Raw genomic sequence first — 17,948 nt, 5'->3', positions numbered from 1 at the left:
TGACAGCGCGGTAATTCACAAGGCTGTTGGCGGGCTATGAGGAGATGGAAATGTGCGGGAGCGGGAGCAGCGGTTAGGCGGTAGCGCGGGAGCATCTCTCCCTCCGGCAGGCTGCGCCTGCCACCTCCCTCGTCAGAGGGAGGCGGGGGGGCGAGGAAAGAGCGGGGTAGGCCAAGATAGCCCTTGGCGGGACGCGGACGTAGGGAAATAAGCAAAGATAAGAGCGGATAAAGGGGACACTGTCCCCGGGAAAGACGAGGCATGCGGATGAAAAAGCGATTGGAGCCCCAGGCGATCTGGGAGGAATATGCCCGGGGGCGGGCCTATAACGCCCGGCACGGGCTGTATGAAACGGTGAAGCAGAACGAGAACTTCTACATCGGCCGCCAGTGGGAGGGGGTGGACGCGCCGGACCTGGATAAGCCGGTGATCAACATTTTAAAACGGGTGGTGGCCTACTTTATCGCCACCATCGTTTCCGACGACGTGGCGGTGCAGGTCTCCTTCCCCGGCGGGGCGGACCAGGGGCTGGGGCAGGCGCTCTCTGGCGAGGTGGCCAGGGTGATGGAGCAGGCCAAGCTCAAGACCCAGAACCGGGACGTGATCCGCAACGCGGCGGTGGACGGGGACGGGGCGATGTACCTGCGCTTTGAGGTGGAGGCCGACCCGCTAAACGGCGGGGCTATCGTTAGTGAGGTGGTGGACAACACCTGCGTGATCTTCGGCAACCCCCAGGTGGCGCAGGCACAGCGCCAGCCCTACATCCTGCTGGCGCTGCGGCGCACGGTGGAGAGCGTGCGCGCGGAGATGGCGCAAAACGGCTTTGCCCAGGCGGCCGAAAACCTCAAGCCCGACGGGGAGGGCGAATCCGCCGAGGACGGACGGGTGACCGTGCTGGTGCGCCTGTGGAAGGAAAACGGCAGGGTACACGCCATCAAGACCACGCGGGAGTGCGTGGTCAAGCCCGAGGTGGATTTGGGGTTGACCCTCTACCCCCTGGCCTGGCTGAACTGGGATAAGGTGCGAAACAGCTACCACGGGCAGGCGGCCATCACGGGCCTGGTGCCCAACCAGATCTTCATCAACAAACTGTTTGCCATGGGGATGGAGCACGTGAAAAAGATGGCCTTCCCCAAGGTGGTGTTTAACGAGGCGCTGCTGCCCGAGGGGTGGAGCAACCGGGCGGGCGAGGCCATCGCCGTGCAGGGAGACCCGCAGGTGGCGGTGGCAAGCCCCCTGCCGGCGGTAGATATGTCGAATCAGGTGATGATGCTGATCGAAAAGACCATCGCCTACACCCGGGAGACCATGGGCGCCACCGACGCGGCGCTGGGCAACGTGCGGCCGGACAACACCAGCGCCATCATCGCGGTGCAAAAATCCAGCGCCATGCCGCTGGAGCTGCAGCGCATGGGCTTTTACCAGTTTATGGAGGATGTGGTGCGCATCATTTTAGACCTGGCAAGGGTGCATTACGGGGTGCGCCTGCTGCCCACAGAGCAGGGCGGGGCGCTGCGGCTCGACTTTTCCAGCCTGGACAAGCTGCGCTACGCCCTGGCGGTGGACATCGGGCCTTCCACCTACTGGTCGGAACTGATGCAGGTGGAGACGCTGGACAACCTGTTTGAAAAGGGCGTGATCCAGGACGCGGAGACCTACCTTGAGAACGTGCCGGACGCGTACATCCGCAACCGACGAAAGATATTGGACAAGCTGCGCGCGCGCAGCGCCATGACGAGTATGGGAGGGATGCAGAATGAAGCTATGCCCCAGCTGCCGTACGGCGCTGAAGATCGGTAAAAGCTATACCCGGGTGGAGGGGGACCAAAGCTCGGAGACCCCCACGCGGGTGTACCTTTGCCAGGAGCTGTACTGCCGCAACCCCGCCTGCCCCCAGGCCAAAGGCGGGCAGGCGGTGGAGACGGTGGAGCACCGGGTGGTGTAGGAAATCTATAGTGCCCGCGCCCGGTGAGGGCGTGGAGGGAGCGCCGGTAGTGGCGGAAGTGGCGGGCGCAGCGCCCGGTGAGGGTAAGATAAACCCGAGCGGCCGACGTACTGCGAGGGTTAAGCTGATAGAAAAACAGGGAGGGGAGTTAGGGAACGAATTATATATGTTAAGGGGGAAGGGGGATTCCGATTTCCCCCTTTACCCCCTTAACAATCCCTAATCCCCCCAAACGGCCACTCCGTGGTGGGGACGGAGGTTGTTCAGACATTTCGAGGAGAATGGACCAATCAATTCTTCAGACGTTTCGCTGCACCACTGTGAACAAAAAATGCAAGTTAGGAAGAAGGATATGGAATAGGGGAGAAGCAAATAGCGGGCAGAGGCGCTTGTAAAAGCATGCGGCTTGAGCGGACAAAAGGGCGACAGCCCCGTCTCTCCCTCCGGCAGGCTGGGCCTGCCACCTCCCTCGTCAGAGGGAGGCAAGGGGAGAACCGGTATGGCCAGGATGGGGCAGGCATGAGCAGTTGACCTATACAAGGCGTTGCAGGCAGACCGAGCGGTTGCAAAGAGATTCCTCGCCTGCGGCTTCGGGATGACAGAGGTAACAAAGGCAAATAGCGAGCGCAAGCGCATGAAATACGCGAGAGGTAGAGCGGATAAGAGGGCGACAGGCCGAGGCAGAATGGTAAAGCAAATAAGGCAAATGGCGGGCGCGAGCGTATGCAAAAGCATGCGGTTTGCGCGGACAAAAGGGCGCAAGCTCGGAAGAAGAGCAAGGGAAAGAGTAAAAGCAAATAGCGAGCGTGAGCGCTTGAAACACGCGAGAGGTAGAGCGGATAAAAGAGCGACAGCTCCGGGCGGCAAAACCAGCTGGCCTGGGGATAAGATGGAGGGAAAGAGCATGACGGATCAAACCAATCCGGAGGAAAGGACGATGGATACGGCCCCGGAGGGGGCCGGGGACGCGGGCTTTGAGGCGGGGCTTGCCGGCGGAGAGGAGCAGGCGCGCTACATCGTAAAGTACAACGGGCAGGAGATGGAGATGGGGCTGGAGGAGTTGATCACAAACGCCCAGAAGGGGTTGAATTACGACCACGTCAAGGGCGAGCGGGACGCGCTGCGCGCCCAGCTGGCCGGCGGAGAGGACGGCTTTGCCGCCCTGGCCCGGGCCTATCCCGACCTCCAAAAACTGCCCGAGGCGGTGGCGGCGGCCATCGCGAAGGGGGCAGCCCCCCTTGAGGCTTACCGGGAGTATGAAAACCAGATGCTCCGGGAAGAGCTGGCCCGCAGCAGGCAGGAGACCCGCAACCGGGCGCTGTCCCTGGGCAGCGTTTCCGGCGAGGGCGCAGGCGAGGCCGACGATTTTTTGAGCGGCTTTGACTCGATCTAAACAACATGAATTAAAGGAGAGAAAAATTTATGGCGATTACCTTACACGACAAGTATGCCAAGCAGATCGCCGCGATGTTCGCGGAAAAGAGCTTTGTGACCGGGCGGCTCTCGGACGATTACGACTGGAGCGGGGCCAAGACGGTCAAAGTGGTCACCCCCCTTACGGTGCCCATGAACGACTACACCCGCACCGGCACCAACCGCTACGGCGAGCCGGTGGAGATGCAGGACATCGTCCAGGAGATGACCCTGACCCAGGACAAGAGCTTTGCCCTGACCATTGACAAGGGCAACAACGCCGACCAGAGCGGCTTAAAAGCCGCCGGCAAGATGCTGGCCCTGCAGATCGCCGAGCGGGCGGTGCCCACCATGGACGCTTACGTGCTGGACCGCCTGGCCAACCTGGCCGGCCGCATCGTGGGCAACGAGGAGGCGCTGACCACTGCCAACATCTGCGAGCGCATCTCCGAGGGCACGCTGGCCCTGGACGACGGGGAGGTGCCCCAGGAGGGGCGCACGCTGTTCGTATCCAACGCCACGTACAAGCTGCTTAAGCACTCGGACGAGTTTCTGGCCATTGACGAGCTGGGGCAGGCGGCGCTGTGCAAGGGGCAGGTGGGCCAGTACGACAACATGGCCGTGGTGAAGGTGCCCCTTGGCCGCTGGCCCAAGCACGTGAACTTTATGCTGGTGTACAAAAACAGCGCCACCGCGCCGGTGAAGCTGAACGATACCCGGCTGCATCAGGACCCCCCGGGCATCTCGGGCAACCTTTTGGAGGGGCGGCAGTATTACGACTGCTTTGTGTTCGGCGCGCGTTGCGAGGGGGTGTACGTGGAGGTGGATACCGCCCAGGGCAAGGGCGAGGTGGCCAAGACCCCCACGATCTCCAGCGCGGGGGCCATCACCTGCGCCACCAGCGGCGCGTCCATCCGCTACACCACCGACGGGACCGACCCGCGCTACAGCCCCACGGCCAAGACCGGCGCCCAGAGCGACGTGACCGCCACGGGCACGGTGGTGCGCGCCTATGCCTATAAAGAGGGCATCTACCCCAGCGCCCTGGCGGAGATGACGCTGTAACTTTGGGGGATAAGGACAGAAGGGCTTACTCCGCGTCCGCGGAATGACCGGAAGAAATGCTGGCGGGGGAAAGGGGCCCATAAAGCGAGCTGTTGGGGGGATGAAGGGGCGAGAGCCCTGGTGGGGATGACAGTTCTTGCAAGGCCCCTGGCGGGCTGGTGAAGTTCGGCCGATTTTAAGGCGTGAGCGGATGAAAGGGCGAAAGCCCCTGCCCGGAATGGCAACGCAGTTAAGCCCCTGGCGGGCGAAAACGGCCCATAAAAGCGGGCTGTTAGAGCGGAACAAAGGGACGGGAGTCCCAGGCGATGGGCAGCATGTGCCCAGGGTATGGACGGTGGGGATCTTAAATAGGAAAGGCGGGGATGCACTTGACGGGCAGAGCGGTATTCCGCGCGGCGCTGGGGCTGCTAGGAGAAGGCAGCGCGGCGGTGGCGGATTACGAGGAGGAAGCGGTATTGGCCATGCTCAACGCCACCCTTTGCGAGGTGCAGGATGTGAATAACGGGCTGCGCCTGGCTGCGGGGTTGGCGCGGGGCCAGGCCCTGGCTTTGGACACCCTGGACGGGGAGACCGGCGCCCAGGGGGAGCTGGAGCGCGGGGCGCTGCCCTTTGCGCTGGCGGCGCGCCTGGCGCTGACCGACGAGGAGACCACGCTGGCGGCGTATTATAACGCCCTGTATGTCGAGCAGGTCAACGCGCTGACGCGGGGGCGCGTGTGCCCAGTGCGGGACGTGTATTGAGGAACGGCAGGCGCTGGAGCGGGGCGCGGAACGGGCCGGGCGGCTTATGTGCTTTGTCCGGCAACGGCAAAGATAGGCAACGCTCGGTTCGCTGGGGGGTTGCGCTGCGCGGCACGGCGGCCGCTCGGGTTTATCTCGCGCTCATTGGGCGCTGCACTCGCTGCATCCGGCACTGCCGGCGCTCGTTCCGTGCCCTCACCGGGTGCTGCTCTCGCTGCTTCCGGCACTGCCGGCGCTCACTCCGTGCCCTCGGAATGACAGCGCGGGTTAAGCCTGCAGCTAGCGGCCTGAACCCGTGCGCAGTTCACTCCCACCACCGCCCGGAGGGCGGTCCCCCTCCCTCCACTGAGGGAGGCAAGGGGAGAGCGGATAAGGACGTGAGAGGGAGAGGCACCGTGCCCTGGCAGAGCGATATGGGCCGGGCCCAGCGGTTGCCAAGAGATTCCTCGCGTTGCTCGGAATGACAGTTCTTACAAATGCCCCTGGCGGGCCGGTGAAGTTTAGCCGTTCTGGGAAGGCCGGAAGCGGAACAAAGGGCGAAAGCCCCGGCGTTCGGAATGACAAAGCAAACAAAGCCCGTTGGCGGGCAAGAGCCGCCAATAGCAGCCCCGCGGGACTGGATCAAAGCACAAAGGAGTTATGCCAATGATAGGGAAAAACGATGGCCGGGACGGGAAAGCGCGGTTGCCCTTTGCCGCCCCGGCGGATGAGAAAGGGGGAGGGCGATGCGCGCAGGCGTGATCCGCGGCGGAAACGGGAATCTTTTATCCCTGACCCTGAGCGATTTTAAGGGGGTGGACCTGACCAACGCCCCGGCGGGGGTGGCGCTGGGGCGCAGCCCCAATGCGCCCAACATGCTGCGGGACGTGCCCGGCAAGGTGCGCAAGCGCATGGGCTATACCACCGTGGCCAACTATTCCGGACGCATCAACGGCCGCCACGCCCTGGCGCAGGGGGATGCGGTGCGGGAGCTGATCCACGCCGGGGACAAGCTGTACTTTGAGGGCCAGCCCATACGGGAGGGCCTGGCCGACGGGCGCAGCGTCAGCCGCCAGTTCGGCGGGAAACTCTACATCTTTGACGGCAAGCAGGCCCTGTGCTACGGGGAGGCCGATGGGCAATGGGCCGTGCAGCCCCTAAGCCAGACGGCCACGGTGCCGCTGGTGGCCATCTCCCGCCGCCCGGACGGGGGTGGCACGGATTACCAGCCGGTGAACCTGCTCGCCCGGGGCTGGCAGGAGAGCTTCCTTTGCACGGCGGAGGATACGGTGTACCAGCTGCTCTTTGACGGGCTGGCCACCGACCCGGTGCAGTGCGAAAAACTGGCCGCAGACGGCAGCTGGCAAACCCTGACCGAGGGGACGGATTTTTCGGTGGACCGGGCCGCCGGGCAGCTGACCTTTGTGACCGCCCCGGGGGAGAGCCCCATCTCCGGCCAGGACAACCTGAAAGTGACCGCCTTTAGGGAGTGGGCGGGCTACGCCGGCCGCATCGACGGGTGCCGGGTGCTGGAGACCTATGGGGTAAACGCGGCGGCGGACCGGCTGTTCGTCACCGGCAACGGGGACTACCCCAATTACGACTGGTACAGCGAGTATAACGACCCCACCTTTTTTGGGGATACCCGCTACAGCGTGCTGGGGCAGGACGACGCGGCGGTGGTGGGCTACTCCATCGTGGGGGACCTGCTGGCCGCCCACAAGGCTAAGAGCGAGAACGGGCGCAACGTGATCCTGCGCCGGGGCGAGATGGCGGACGGGCAGGCCGCCTTCCCGGCGGTGGGGGCGCTGCAGGGCGAGGGGGCGGTCTCCCCCTACAGCTTTTGCTACCTGGGCACCGAGCCCCTGTTTTTGACCGGGGCGGGCGTGTACGCCATCACCCCCAAGGACGTGACCGGGGAGCGCTACACCCAAAGCCGCAGCTTTTTTCTGGACGGGGCGCTGACCAAGGAGCCCGACCTGGCGGACGCCTTTGCCACCCGCTACCGGGACTTTTATCTGCTCTGCTGCGGGGAGAACCTTTACCTGCTCGACGGCCTGGTGCGGGATTACGACCGGGCCCGCCCCGAGAGCGCCTGGCAGTACGAGGGCTACTTTTTCCCGGGGCTAAAGGCCCGGGTGCTGTGGGAAGGGACGGACGGTGCGCTGTACTTTGGCCGGGCGGACGGGGCGGTTTGCCGCTTTGCCACCGACGTGCAGGCCCCCGAGAGCTACTTTGACGACGGGCAGCCCATTGAGGCTTATTGGGATATGGCGGATTTCTCCGGCAGGGAGTTCTTCCGCAACAAGACCATCCGCTTTATCGCAGTGCAACTGGCCGCGGCGGCGGATACCGGGGTGACGGTCAAAAGCCAGGTGCGCGGGGCCTGGCGCACCCTATGGGACAGCGCGGGCCGCGCCCGGTACTTTAGCTGGGGGGACCTGCGGTGGAGCCAGCTCTCCTGGACCGGGGACGCCACCCCCCGGACGCTGGGGAAGAAGATACGCATTAAAAAGGTGGATAAGACCCGGTTCCGCCTGCAAAACAGCGCCGGCGGCCAGCCCTTTGGGCTATACCAGGTGGGGCTGGAATACCGGGAGAAGGGGAGGTACAAGCGATAGCCTATGATCAAGAAGATTAATGAGGCGGACTTAGAGGGCCTGGGCGTCATCGGCCAGCCGGATATTCCGGGGCTTAGCGCCCTGGAGATGCAGCAAAAGGTGGAGGAGGTGGCGCGCAGTGGCATCATCCCCGCCTACAACGCCATGGTAGACGACCTGCAAAGCCCCTCTGAGGGCAGCGGCGCGGCCAACGTGGGCAGCGCCCCCATCGCGGGGCTGGCGGGCGTTACCGTGCAGGAAAAGCTGCAATCGGCCATGGACGCGCTGAACCGGAAGGTGGGGGCCGAGCAGATCAAAGAGATCCGGATCAACCAGCTGGGGGAGCTGGAATACTCCTACGACGGACAGAACTTTTTCCCCATCGCGGCGGACGTGATGGGCGCGGCCAAGGTGCCCTATGTGGTGATCCCGCTGGGGGAGAGCATCCCGCCCGCGCAGCGGGTGCCGGACACCCTGTACTTTGCCACGCTGGCCCAGGCCGGCGTCTACGGCGCCCGTTGGGCAGAAGGGTCGCCGGCCAGCGCCGGGGAACGGGTGGGGGATGCCGCAGGGATGGTAGCCAACGCCGGCGTGGGCGGCGAAACCGTGCAAAACGACTTTGACGGGGTGTACCCCTGGGCCGGGCGGCGGCGCTGCAACGGCTACCGGGGCAGCGACGGGGAGTTCGTGGTCACCGCCTACGAGGGCGAGGCGGGCTACAGCCAGACCGACCCGGACAAGCTGGTCTACGTGGAAACGCCCCTGTTTTACTACTTTGACGGGGTAAAAGACGGCTATGAGCAAAAGCTGATCTCCATGCAGCCCCAGCCCGGCTTTTTGCCCAGCCCCGCCTGCGTGGGGTCGGATGGCAGCCTGCGCAGCCATTCCTACAGCGCCGCCTATCTGATGGCCCTTGAGGATGGCAAGGCCACCAGCCGCGCGGGGGTATTCTCCCAGCCCTTCTCCCTGGACAGCGCCATGGCAGGCGCGCGGACCCTGGGCGCGCAGTACGCGGCCATGCGCATGGCCGATCACTACGTGGACGCCTTGCTGATGACGGTGGAATTCGCCACCAAAAACCTGCAAAGCGTGATGGCCGGGGCCACCTCGCTGCCGGTGACCACTAACCACAAGGCGGTGGCGGCGGAAACCGGCGTGAACCGCATCGCCATCGCTACACAGTACGCAGAACTTTACGTGCCGGGCTGCACCATCGAGATCACCGACGACGGCAGTACCTGGGGCAACAGCGTGGCCGCCAACCGCCGGGTGACGGCCATCGCGCAGCGGGACGCGCAGAGCAGCTACCTGTACTTTGACGGAGACCCGGTGGATATTACCACGGACTGCATGGCCGTGGCCCGGGCCTGGATCAACGGGGCGGCGGACGGCGTAGCGGCCACCAGCGGCTCGCCGGGGGCTAACGCCAGCGGCAAATACCCCTGCGTATACCGGGGCAAGGAGAACCCCTACGGCAATGGCGACCAGGTTGTGGCCGACCTGATGAGCCGCTGGGAGGAGGTGGACGGCGCCCCAAAACAGGTGATGTACTTTTTGCCGGACGCCACGAAGTATGTGGAAAGTACCCTGACGGCGGATCATAAAAAGGTGGACATTGCATTTGCCACGGTAGGCGGTTACATTAAAACGACCGGCCATGACGCGGTTTACCCGTGGGTATGGCTGCCCACGCAGACAGGGGGTAGCAACGCGACCTATTATGCCGACCAGTTTGGGCCCAGCAGTGCGCAAAACGGCGTCAAAATGAAGGTCACCGTCGGCGGGGTATGGTATGGCGCAGGGGCCTGCGGGCCTTATTACATGCAGACCGGCAACAATATATTCTCCCCGCGCGCAACAGATCGCGCCAGGTTGGGGTAAAGGAGGAGAAAAGATGGCACACGACATCATACAGATACAGGACGCGGGGGGCAACGTGTTTTACCCGGAGACTCTTTCCGCGGCGGTGGCGCGGGCGGATGGGCAGAGCGTGGAGCAGGCGCTCTCGGCCCTGGAGGCGCCGCAGCGCCAGCTACTGGCCTTTAGCTACCAAAACGGCTGGCAGGATTATACGGAAGATAACAGCCTGGAGATCTGGAAGGACCCCTGGGGCTATGTGCACCTGGCCGGGTCGATCACCGGCGGAACTGACACGGGCGTGCTGGCCCTGCCCCAGGGCTGGCGGCCCCGGCGCACCTATGCCCAGATGGCGCGCAACGCCTCAAACGGGGCTATGGCGGCCTATTACTACATCGGCGCCGATGGGGAGATGCGGCTGGTAGATGGAGCGCTGTCGGGCGGCACCTACAACATCAACGGTTATTTTTACGCCGGCTGAGGGTGGCGCGGGAAATGTTGTGCCACCAAATGGTAGCATTAAGGGGAGAAGCGGATGGACGAAATGGAGCTGGTACGGGAGATCGGCGCGCTGCGGGCGGACGCGGCCGTGCTGCAAAAGGAGATGCGCACGGCCTTCCGGCGGATCGACGAGCAGCAGCGGCTGGTAGAGGGCGTGCACGCCCTGGCCCTGACCCTGCGGGAGATGGCGGCGGAGCTCAAGGCCCAGCGGCGGGAGATGGAGCGCCTGCGAGAGGATGTAGAGCAGGTGCGCGCCCACCCCGCCCAGCGGTGGGAGGCGCTGGTGCGCGCGCTGCTTACTGCGCTTGCGGGCGCCCTTGCCGGGGCAGGCATGGGGCTTTTGGTGCGGTAGGCGAATGACGGGACTGAAGGCGGATAACGGTAGAAACGGGGGAAGATCATGGCGGAAGTGTACGATTATGTGGGGGCGGTGCAGGCCATCTATGAGGAGCAGCGCCGCCAACTGCAGCAGGCCCAGCAGCGGGCCGAACAGCTGCAGCGGCAAAAGACCGCCCTGGCCGTGCAGGAGCTGGAGAGCAGGCGGCCGGGGTACCAAAGGGAGTATGACGCCGGGGCGCGCCAGGCCTATGTGGCCAAGCGCGTGGCCCAGCGGGACCTGCCCCAGCAGCTGAGCGCCCTGGGGCTTAGCGGCGGCATGGCCGAGACCAACGCCGCCCGGTTGGAGATGAATTACGGCAATACCCTGGGGGAGCTGCGGGGCGTTTTGAACCAGGCCCTGGCCGCGCTGGAGAGGCAGATCGCCGCCACCACCGGCGAGGGGGAGCTGGCCTTAGGGCAGATCGGCGGGGAGTTTGAACAGAAGCTGGGCGAGCTGTATGTGGATTACCAGCAAAGGCTGGAGAGCGCGCGGCAAAAGCAGCGGGCCGAGGAACTGGCCGCGCAGGCCGCGGCAGCCAAGGCCGCCAGCGCCAAAAGCTCGGGCGGGAGCAAAAAGAAGGGCTCCTCCTCGGGCAAGGCTACCGCTTCCGGCAAAACCGCCACCACCGGCTCGGGCGGGGAGACCATGCAGAACCAGTACAACCAGAATACCGTGGACCAGTACCAGATGTACCTGAACGCCATGAAGCTGCAAAAGCAGCTGCAGGGCCAGGGCGCCAAGGCCTACGGGGTGCTGGGATCGGCGGTGAAGAGCGGGGCCATCAACGATAAGTGGCGCGGCATCATCCTGGGGAACCTGGGCCTGGCCAATTAGGGCGGGGGAACCAGACAAAGCGGATACAAGATAAGGCGGGGCTCTCCCCGCCTTTTTTGTGCTGTGATGAGGTTAAACGGCGCCTTTGCGCAGGGCAGGCGTATGGCCGGGGCCAAAGGGGAGAGCGGTTAAAGGGGCGGCAGCCTCAAGAGCGGGGCCGGGAAACGGAACAAAAACCATGGCGGGCGAGAGTGCATGGAAACATAGGAAGCCAAGAGCGGTTAAACGGGCGATAGCCCCCGGGGAGAAGAAGCGGGAAAGGCACATCAGTCAATGGCGGGCGGCAGCGTCTGCCATACGCACACGCCTGGAGCGGTTAAAAGGGGGCGCAAGCCCCCCTGTCATTCAGAGCGGAGGGTGGCTTGGAACAGTTATAGGGCATGTGGCGGGCGGGAGCTGTAGGGAAATATGGAACCTTGAGCGGTTAAAGGGGACGAAGTCCCCCGCAGCGAAGAATCTCCCGCATGGGCAGTTGGCCAGGGAAGAAGGGGCTGCGCCGGTCATGCAGCGGTGGAAAAGCCCTGCCGCGCCGGCTGTCAAGAGATTCCTCGCCTGCGTCTCGGAATGACAGATGAGAGCGCCCGAACAGCGGGCGCTTACGTCTGCCGTACGCACACGCCCGGAGCGGTTAAAGGGGCGGCAGCCTCAAGAGCGGAGCCGAGAAAGGGAATAAAAACCATGGCGGGCGAGAGTGCATGGAAACATAGGAAGCCAAGAGCAGCTAAAGAGGCGGCAGCCCCACGCATGGCGGCATGGCGAATGAATATGCCAATGGCGGGCGGCAGCGTCTGTCATACGCATACGCCCGGAGCGGTTAAAGGGGCGATAGCCCCCCTGTCATTCAGAGCGGAGGGTGGCTTGGAACAGTTATAGGGCATGTGGCGGGCGGGAGCTGTAGGGAAATATGGAACCTTGAGCGGTTAAAGGGGACGAAGTCCCCCACAGCGAAGAATCTCCCACATGGGCAGTTGGCCAGGGAAGAAGGGGCAGCGCCGGTCATGCAGCGGTGGAAAAGTCCTGCCGCGCCGGCTGTCAAGAGATTCCTCGCCTGCGGCTCGGAATGACAGATGAGAGCGCCCGAACAGCGGGCGCTTGCGTCTGCCGTACGCACACGCCCGGAGCGGTTAAAGGGGCGGCAGCCCTACGCATGGCGGCATGGCGAATGAATAGGCCAATGGCGGGCGGCAGCGTCTGTCATACGCATACGCCCGGAGCGGTTAAACGGGCGATAGCCCCCTACCGCTTGGCGCCCAGGGCGAACTTGTGCCCGTGGTGCGGGGCGCGGGCCTTGCGGGGCTGGCGCGGGGGCGGGGGCAGCCCCGCAGGGCCGGTCTTTTCCGCGCGGGGGATCACGTGGGCCAGAAACAGCGAACCCTTGGCGCAGGCCGGGCCGATCATCTCATAGAGCACCGAGGAGCTTAAGATGATGGTGCTCAAAAGCCCCCCGGTCTCCGGCGGGAGGATGCGCTGGGCCAGCAGCGCCAGGCCTATGGCCACCCCGGCCTGGGGGATCAGCCCCATCCCCATAAAATTGCGTACCGCTTTGGGCGCACGGCTAAGCGCCGCACCCGCAAAGCAGCCCGCGTACTTGCCCAGGATGCGCACCAGAAAATAGGCTATGCCGATCACCCCGGCGCTGGAAAGCGCCGTTAAGTCCAAGCGCATGCCGCTGAGCACGAAGAAGATGGCCAGCACCGGCACGGCAAAGGTATCCACCTGGCTGAAGATCTCCTGCTGCTTGCCGGCGTTGATGTACACCGCCCCCAGCGCCATGCAGGCCAGCAGCGGCGACAGGTCTAGCGCCGAGCAAAAGCCGGTCACCACCAGGATCATGGCCACGGCCACCATCAGCCGGGTATCCTTGGTATGGTTGGCGTCGATCACCTTATGCAGCGCGTAGCCCAGCAGCCCCCCAAGGCCGATGGCCGCAAAGTTCAGCAAAATGGGCTCCAGCACCGTCGCCAGGCTGAACCCCTCGCCCGCCAGGCCCTGGGCCACCGCCGCGCAGGCGCTAAAGGCCACCAGCGCCACCACGTCGTCCAGCGCCACCACGGCCAGCAGAATATCCACAAACTGGCCCTTGGCGTGGTACTGGCGCAGCGTCATGATCGTGGAGGCCGGGGCCGTGGCCGAGGCGATGGCCCCCAGCAGCAGCGCAAAGCTCACCGGCAGGCGGAAGACGGCGATCATGGTCACCGTCACCACCGCGGCGGCCACCAGCGCCTCAAAAAGGGTGATGATCAGCACGTGGCTGCCGTTCTTCTTCAGGTTGTCCCAGCGCAGATACTTGCCCACCGAAAAGGCGATAAAGCTCAGCGCGATGTCGGTGACGAAATCCATATTGTCGATGGCGGCCTGGGGGATCAGGCTGAGCATGCACGGCCCGATGAACACCCCCGCCAGAATATACCCGGTAACGTTGGGCAGGTGCAGCTTTTTGGTCAGCCGGGTCATAAAAAAGGCGGCCAGCAAGATGGCGGCCAGGCAGACCACCACCAGGGTGTGTTGGCTCAGGTGCCAGCTCTCAAAGATCATGACCCTTCCTCCTTCTCTCGGCGATAAAGTACATCCCCGCCGCCAGCAGCGCCCCGCAGGCCAAGGCCCCCGGCCCCGGCAGCGGGCTTTTTGCCAGCACGATCAGCGAGGTGCATAAATATAGAAACACCGCCACCGGGCTTTGCCGGTAGGCCCCGTAAAACAGGGCCGCCCCATAGCCGGCCAGCATCATCAGCCAATAGGGCAGGTGCGCCGCACCCGCGGCCACCAGCACGCCCAGCCCCAGCCCCACTGCCTCCAGCGCGCCCCCCGCGTCCAGCAGCAGGCCCACCAGCATCAGCACGATCGCCGCGTCCAGCGCGGTATGGGTCGCCCGTAGCGCCGGCAGCGCCGTTGCAGGACGCAGCAGCAAAACATGCACGGCCCGGCTGGCCACCGCCGCCCCCGCGCAGGGCAGCGCGCCCCGCATGGCCCGCTGGCGCAGCCTTATATACCGCCCCGCCAGGTAGGGGCTTATCGCGCGGGCCTCCTCATCCCATGGGTCTGCAAGGTATTCCCGTCTGTCCATCTGCCCGCGCCTCCTTTCGCCTCACAATAACGGCTTGCTTTGGATAATGTCCATTATATGCTTGCTTTTTAATAAAAGAAAATGATATTATTTTAGTTAGCCATAAATATAATGAATGCAAAGGCATGCTAAGGGGGAAAAACACCCATGATCGATCCCAAGATCCGCACTTTTTTAATGATCGTCGAGCTGCGCAACTACACCCAGGCGGGCAAAGTACTGGCCATGAGCCAGCCCGCCGTCAGCCACCAGATGCGCCAGCTGGAGGAAGAATACAACATAAAGATCTTCTACCCAAACCGCCGGCCCCTGATGCTGACGCCCGAGGGCGAGGTGCTGCTCAAATACGCCAGGCGGGCGGTCTCCATCGCCAATACTGCAAGACAGGCCCTGGAGGATTGCAAAAACAGCGTCAAACGCTTCTCGGTGGGCATCACCACCACCGTATCGGAGTACGTCATCAGCCGGGTACTGGCCGATTACTGTCTGGAGCACCCGGACGTGCATATCAATATTGTGACTGACTCCATAAAAAATATTTATGATAAGCTGCAGTCCTACGAGCTGGACTGGGCCATTATCGAGGGCACGGTGCCCAAGAACAGCTACCACAGCGTGCTGCTGGATACCGATTACCTGTGCCTGGTGGTCTCCCCCCAGCACCCCTTTGCCGGCCGCGCCCAGGTCTCCCTGGACGAGCTCAAGCGGGAGAAGCTGATCCTGCGCTCCCGGGCGGCAGGCACGCGGCTGCTGTTTGACAACTACCTGTACAACCACTCGGACGATATTGCCAACTACAACATCGTCATCGAGACGGACAACATCACCACCATTAAAGAGCTGGTAGCCCAGAATTTCGGCCTGAGCGTGATGGCCCGCAGCGCCTGCCGGGCCGAGCTGGCCACGGGCAGGCTGCGGGAGGTGCCGATGGAGAACTTCCGCATCGTGCGGGAGATCAACCTGATCTACCGGGAGGATTTCTCCCATACCGATATTCTGGGCGAGATCCGCCAGCTCTACGCCCAGAACCAATAGCACCCCGCGGGACAATAGGCCTTGCCAGCCGCGTCCCTTGCCTCCCGCTGACGAGGGAGGTGGCGCGCCTTTAGGTGCGCCGGAGGGAGAGATGCTGTTGAACAAAAATCTATGCTTTAACACGCGCTATGTTGTCATTCAGAACGAAGGCGCAGCCGGAGTGAAGAATCTATTGCGTTAGCAGAAAAGTGGCGCTTGAGCTGAGCTGCGCGGTGCAGTCGTAACAATGAGCGTACCCTGAGATTCCTCGCTTACGCTCGGAATGACATGTGCAGCATACTGTTGATGAGTGGAAAGGTATGGGTTTATGCGCAAGTAGGGGGCGTCTCTCTATCTGTCATTCAGAACGGAGGCGAAGCCGAAGTGAAGAATCTATTGCGTTAGCAGAAAAGTGGCGCTTGATCTGCGCTGCGCGGTGCAGCCGTAACAATGAGCGTACCCTGAGATTCCTCGCTTACGCTCGGAATGACATGTGCAGCATACTGTTGATGAGTGGAAAGGTATGGGTTTATGCGCAAGTAGGGGGGCGTCTCTCTATCTGTCATTCAGAACGGAGGCGAAGCCGAAGTGAAGAATCTATTGCGTTAGCAGAAAAGTGGCGCTTGATCTGCGTTGCGCGGTGCAGTCGTAACAAAGAGCGTACCCTGAGATTCCTCGCTTACGCTCGGAATGACATGTGCAGCATACTGTTGATGAGTGGAAAGGTATGGGTTTATGCGCAAGTAGGGGGGCGTCTCTCTATCTGTCATTCAGAACGGAGGCGAAGCCAGAGTGAAGAATCTCATGCTTAGGCAATCTGCTGGTGCAGAACCAGAAGCGCCGGGCGTATAAAAGTGAAAAGCCATGCCGCAGAGGTTGTAATCTCGCCTAAGGCTCGGAATGACGGAAGCCTTCTTCGGCATGCGGCCCCGCCCGCACCGCGCCGCATGGGCCGGACGCCCCACGCGCGCCGACGTCGCTTAGCTCGCCCCGCACTGCGCCGCATGGACCGGCCCCGCCCGCACCGCGCCGCTTTCGTTTCCCGCGCACCTTCCCCCAGGGCAACACAAAAGCCCGGGCCAATTTGGCCCGGGCTTATTCCTTCAATGCTGGCGCCGCCTATTTGTGGTGCTTGTGCTTGCGGTGGCGGATGATCATCAACTCGTCGTAGAACTCCTCGTCCACGTCTTTGACGATGTTGGCCAGCTCATCGTCCCCCATCACGGTGTTGCGGCCCTGGGCGTACAAGGCGTCCACCCGGTCCTTGACCGCGGCAACGATGTTCGAGCGCTTGCCCACCACTTCTTCATCCTTTAAGCGGAAGTAGCCGTTCATCCAGTGGGCGATGCCCGCAAGGCCGCTGTGGCTGTCCACCGCTACGGTGGCCGGGCGGTTTAAGATCTTGGCGGTGTTGAAGATGTTGTAGATCTCCTCGTTTTTCAGCAGCCCGTCGGCATGGATGCCCGCGCGGGTGGAGTTGAACGAGCGCCCCACAAAGGGCGTGCGCGCCGGGATCATGTAGCCGATCTCCTCTTCAAAGTACTCGGCCACCTCGGTGATCACCGAAAGGTCCATCCCATCGGTGGTGCCCCGCAGGGAGGCGTACTCGATGGCCATGGCCTCCAGCGGGCAGTTGCCCGTGCGCTCGCCAATGCCCAGCAGCGCGCAGTTCACGCCGCTGGCGCCGAACAGCCAGGCCGTGGTGGCGTTGTTGACCACTTTATAAAAATCGTTATGCCCGTGCCACTCCAAAAGGTGGCTGGGCACGTGTGCAAAGTGCTGCAGCCCGTAGATGATGCCCGGCACGCTGCGGGGCAGCGCCACGCCGGGGAAGGCCACGCCGTAGCCCATGGTATCGCAGGCGCGGATGCGGATGGGGATGCCGCTCTCCCGGGAGAGGTTCATCAACTCCGTGGCAAAGGGCACCACAAACCCGTAAAAGTCCGCCCGGGTGATGTCCTCAAAGTGGCAGCGGGGGCGGATACCCTGGCTGAGCGCCGCCTTGACGATGCCCAGATACTTATCCATGGCCTGCGAGCGCTTCATGCCCATCTTCTGGAAGATGTGGTAGTCCGAGCAGGAGACCAGGATGCCGGTCTCTTTCAGCCCCATGGCCTTGACCAACTCAAAGTCCTTCTCGTTGGCGCGGATCCAGCTGGTCACCTCCGGGAACTCGTAGCCCAGCTCCAGGCACTTTTCCACAGCCTCCCGGTCCTTATCGGTGTAGAGGAAAAACTCGCTCTGGCGCACCAGCCCCTTGGGCCCGCCCAGGCGGTGGAGCATCTTGTAAAGGGTGACGATCTGCTCCACGGTAAAGGGCGAGGTGGACTGCTGCCCGTCCCGGAAGGTGGTATCGGTAATCCACAGCTCCGCGGGCACGTGCATGGGCACCTGGCGGTGGTTAAACGAGATCTTGGGCACGTGCTCGTAATCGAACAGGTCCCGGTACAGGTTGGGCTCATCCACATCCTGCAGATCGTAATGATACACGCTCTGCTCGAGCAGGTTGGTCTTATCGCTGAATTCCAGCATGTTTATTCCTCCTTCTTTCGCGCTT

14 protein-coding genes are annotated in these 17,948 nt (G+C 63.2%); 11 read left to right on the top strand and 3 right to left on the bottom strand.

Features of this window, described 5'->3' with window-relative positions; all coding sequences use genetic code 11:
• Positions 1 to 267 precede the first annotated feature (267 nt).
• The 10 genes from H8699_RS09795 (at position 268) to H8699_RS09750 (ending at position 11,313) form a co-directional block, all read left to right on the top strand.
• Positions 268 to 1,800, top strand: coding sequence for a hypothetical protein (locus H8699_RS09795; protein ID WP_249285538.1), 1,533 nt, complete (start codon positions 268 to 270; stop codon positions 1,798 to 1,800).
• On the top strand, positions 1,757 to 1,945 hold the full coding sequence (locus H8699_RS09790) for a hypothetical protein (protein ID WP_249285537.1): 189 nt from the start codon (positions 1,757 to 1,759) through the stop codon (positions 1,943 to 1,945). The genes H8699_RS09795 and H8699_RS09790 overlap by 44 nt, the downstream gene beginning before the upstream one ends.
• 904 nt (positions 1,946 to 2,849) lie before the next feature.
• Positions 2,850 to 3,338 carry a hypothetical protein gene (locus tag H8699_RS09785; protein ID WP_249285536.1) on the top strand — a complete coding sequence of 163 codons (489 nt, stop codon included), beginning with the start codon at positions 2,850 to 2,852 and terminating at the stop codon, positions 3,336 to 3,338.
• Between the two features lie 29 nt (positions 3,339 to 3,367).
• The gene (locus H8699_RS09780) at positions 3,368 to 4,423 is read left to right on the top strand and encodes a chitobiase/beta-hexosaminidase C-terminal domain-containing protein (protein ID WP_249285535.1); all 1,056 of its coding nucleotides are present in this window, start codon (positions 3,368 to 3,370) and stop codon (positions 4,421 to 4,423) included.
• Between the two features lie 368 nt (positions 4,424 to 4,791).
• Positions 4,792 to 5,163, top strand: coding sequence for a hypothetical protein (locus H8699_RS09775; protein ID WP_249285534.1), 372 nt, complete (start codon positions 4,792 to 4,794; stop codon positions 5,161 to 5,163).
• Positions 5,164 to 5,888: 725 nt separating this feature from the next.
• Positions 5,889 to 7,763, top strand: coding sequence for a hypothetical protein (locus H8699_RS09770; protein ID WP_249285533.1), 1,875 nt, complete (start codon positions 5,889 to 5,891; stop codon positions 7,761 to 7,763).
• 3 nt (positions 7,764 to 7,766) lie between these two features.
• On the top strand, positions 7,767 to 9,623 hold the full coding sequence (locus tag H8699_RS09765; RefSeq protein ID WP_249285532.1) for a hypothetical protein: 1,857 nt from the start codon (positions 7,767 to 7,769) through the stop codon (positions 9,621 to 9,623).
• 13 nt (positions 9,624 to 9,636) lie between these two features.
• Positions 9,637 to 10,080: a hypothetical protein gene (locus H8699_RS09760; protein WP_249285531.1), complete on the top strand. Its 444-nt coding sequence runs from the start codon at positions 9,637 to 9,639 to the stop codon at positions 10,078 to 10,080.
• Positions 10,081 to 10,134: 54 nt separating this feature from the next.
• Positions 10,135 to 10,452 carry a hypothetical protein gene (locus tag H8699_RS09755; protein WP_249285530.1) on the top strand — a complete coding sequence of 106 codons (318 nt, stop codon included), beginning with the start codon at positions 10,135 to 10,137 and terminating at the stop codon, positions 10,450 to 10,452.
• A gap of 48 nt (positions 10,453 to 10,500) precedes the next feature.
• On the top strand, positions 10,501 to 11,313 hold the full coding sequence (locus tag H8699_RS09750; RefSeq protein ID WP_249285529.1) for a hypothetical protein: 813 nt from the start codon (positions 10,501 to 10,503) through the stop codon (positions 11,311 to 11,313).
• 1,236 nt (positions 11,314 to 12,549) lie between these two features.
• On the opposite strand, the gene H8699_RS09745 is transcribed toward H8699_RS09750, so the two are convergent.
• Together H8699_RS09745 and H8699_RS09740 are read right to left on the bottom strand one after the other, a co-directional pair.
• Positions 12,550 to 13,848: a cation:proton antiporter gene (locus H8699_RS09745; RefSeq protein ID WP_249285528.1), complete on the bottom strand. Its 1,299-nt coding sequence runs from the start codon at positions 13,846 to 13,848 to the stop codon at positions 12,550 to 12,552.
• Positions 13,838 to 14,377, bottom strand: a complete 540-nt coding sequence (locus tag H8699_RS09740) for a hypothetical protein (RefSeq protein ID WP_249285527.1) — start codon at positions 14,375 to 14,377, stop codon at positions 13,838 to 13,840. Before H8699_RS09740 ends, H8699_RS09745 begins: the two co-directional genes overlap by 11 nt.
• Positions 14,378 to 14,524: 147 nt before the next feature.
• On the opposite strand from H8699_RS09740, the gene H8699_RS09735 reads away from it, so the two are divergent.
• Positions 14,525 to 15,412 (top strand): LysR family transcriptional regulator, encoded by an 888-nt coding sequence (locus tag H8699_RS09735; protein WP_138296640.1) that lies wholly within the window; start codon positions 14,525 to 14,527, stop codon positions 15,410 to 15,412.
• 1,098 nt (positions 15,413 to 16,510) lie between these two features.
• On the opposite strand, the gene H8699_RS09730 is transcribed toward H8699_RS09735, so the two are convergent.
• Positions 16,511 to 17,923, bottom strand: coding sequence for a beta/alpha barrel domain-containing protein (locus H8699_RS09730; protein WP_138296639.1), 1,413 nt, complete (start codon positions 17,921 to 17,923; stop codon positions 16,511 to 16,513).
• Positions 17,924 to 17,948: the final 25 nt, after the last annotated feature.

The sequence above is a fragment of the Luoshenia tenuis genome (assembly GCF_014384745.1).
Taxonomy (GTDB): Bacteria; Bacillota; Clostridia; order Christensenellales.
Note: the sequence above shows the minus strand (reverse complement) of the source record. Positions and strands in the feature narration are given on the sequence as shown.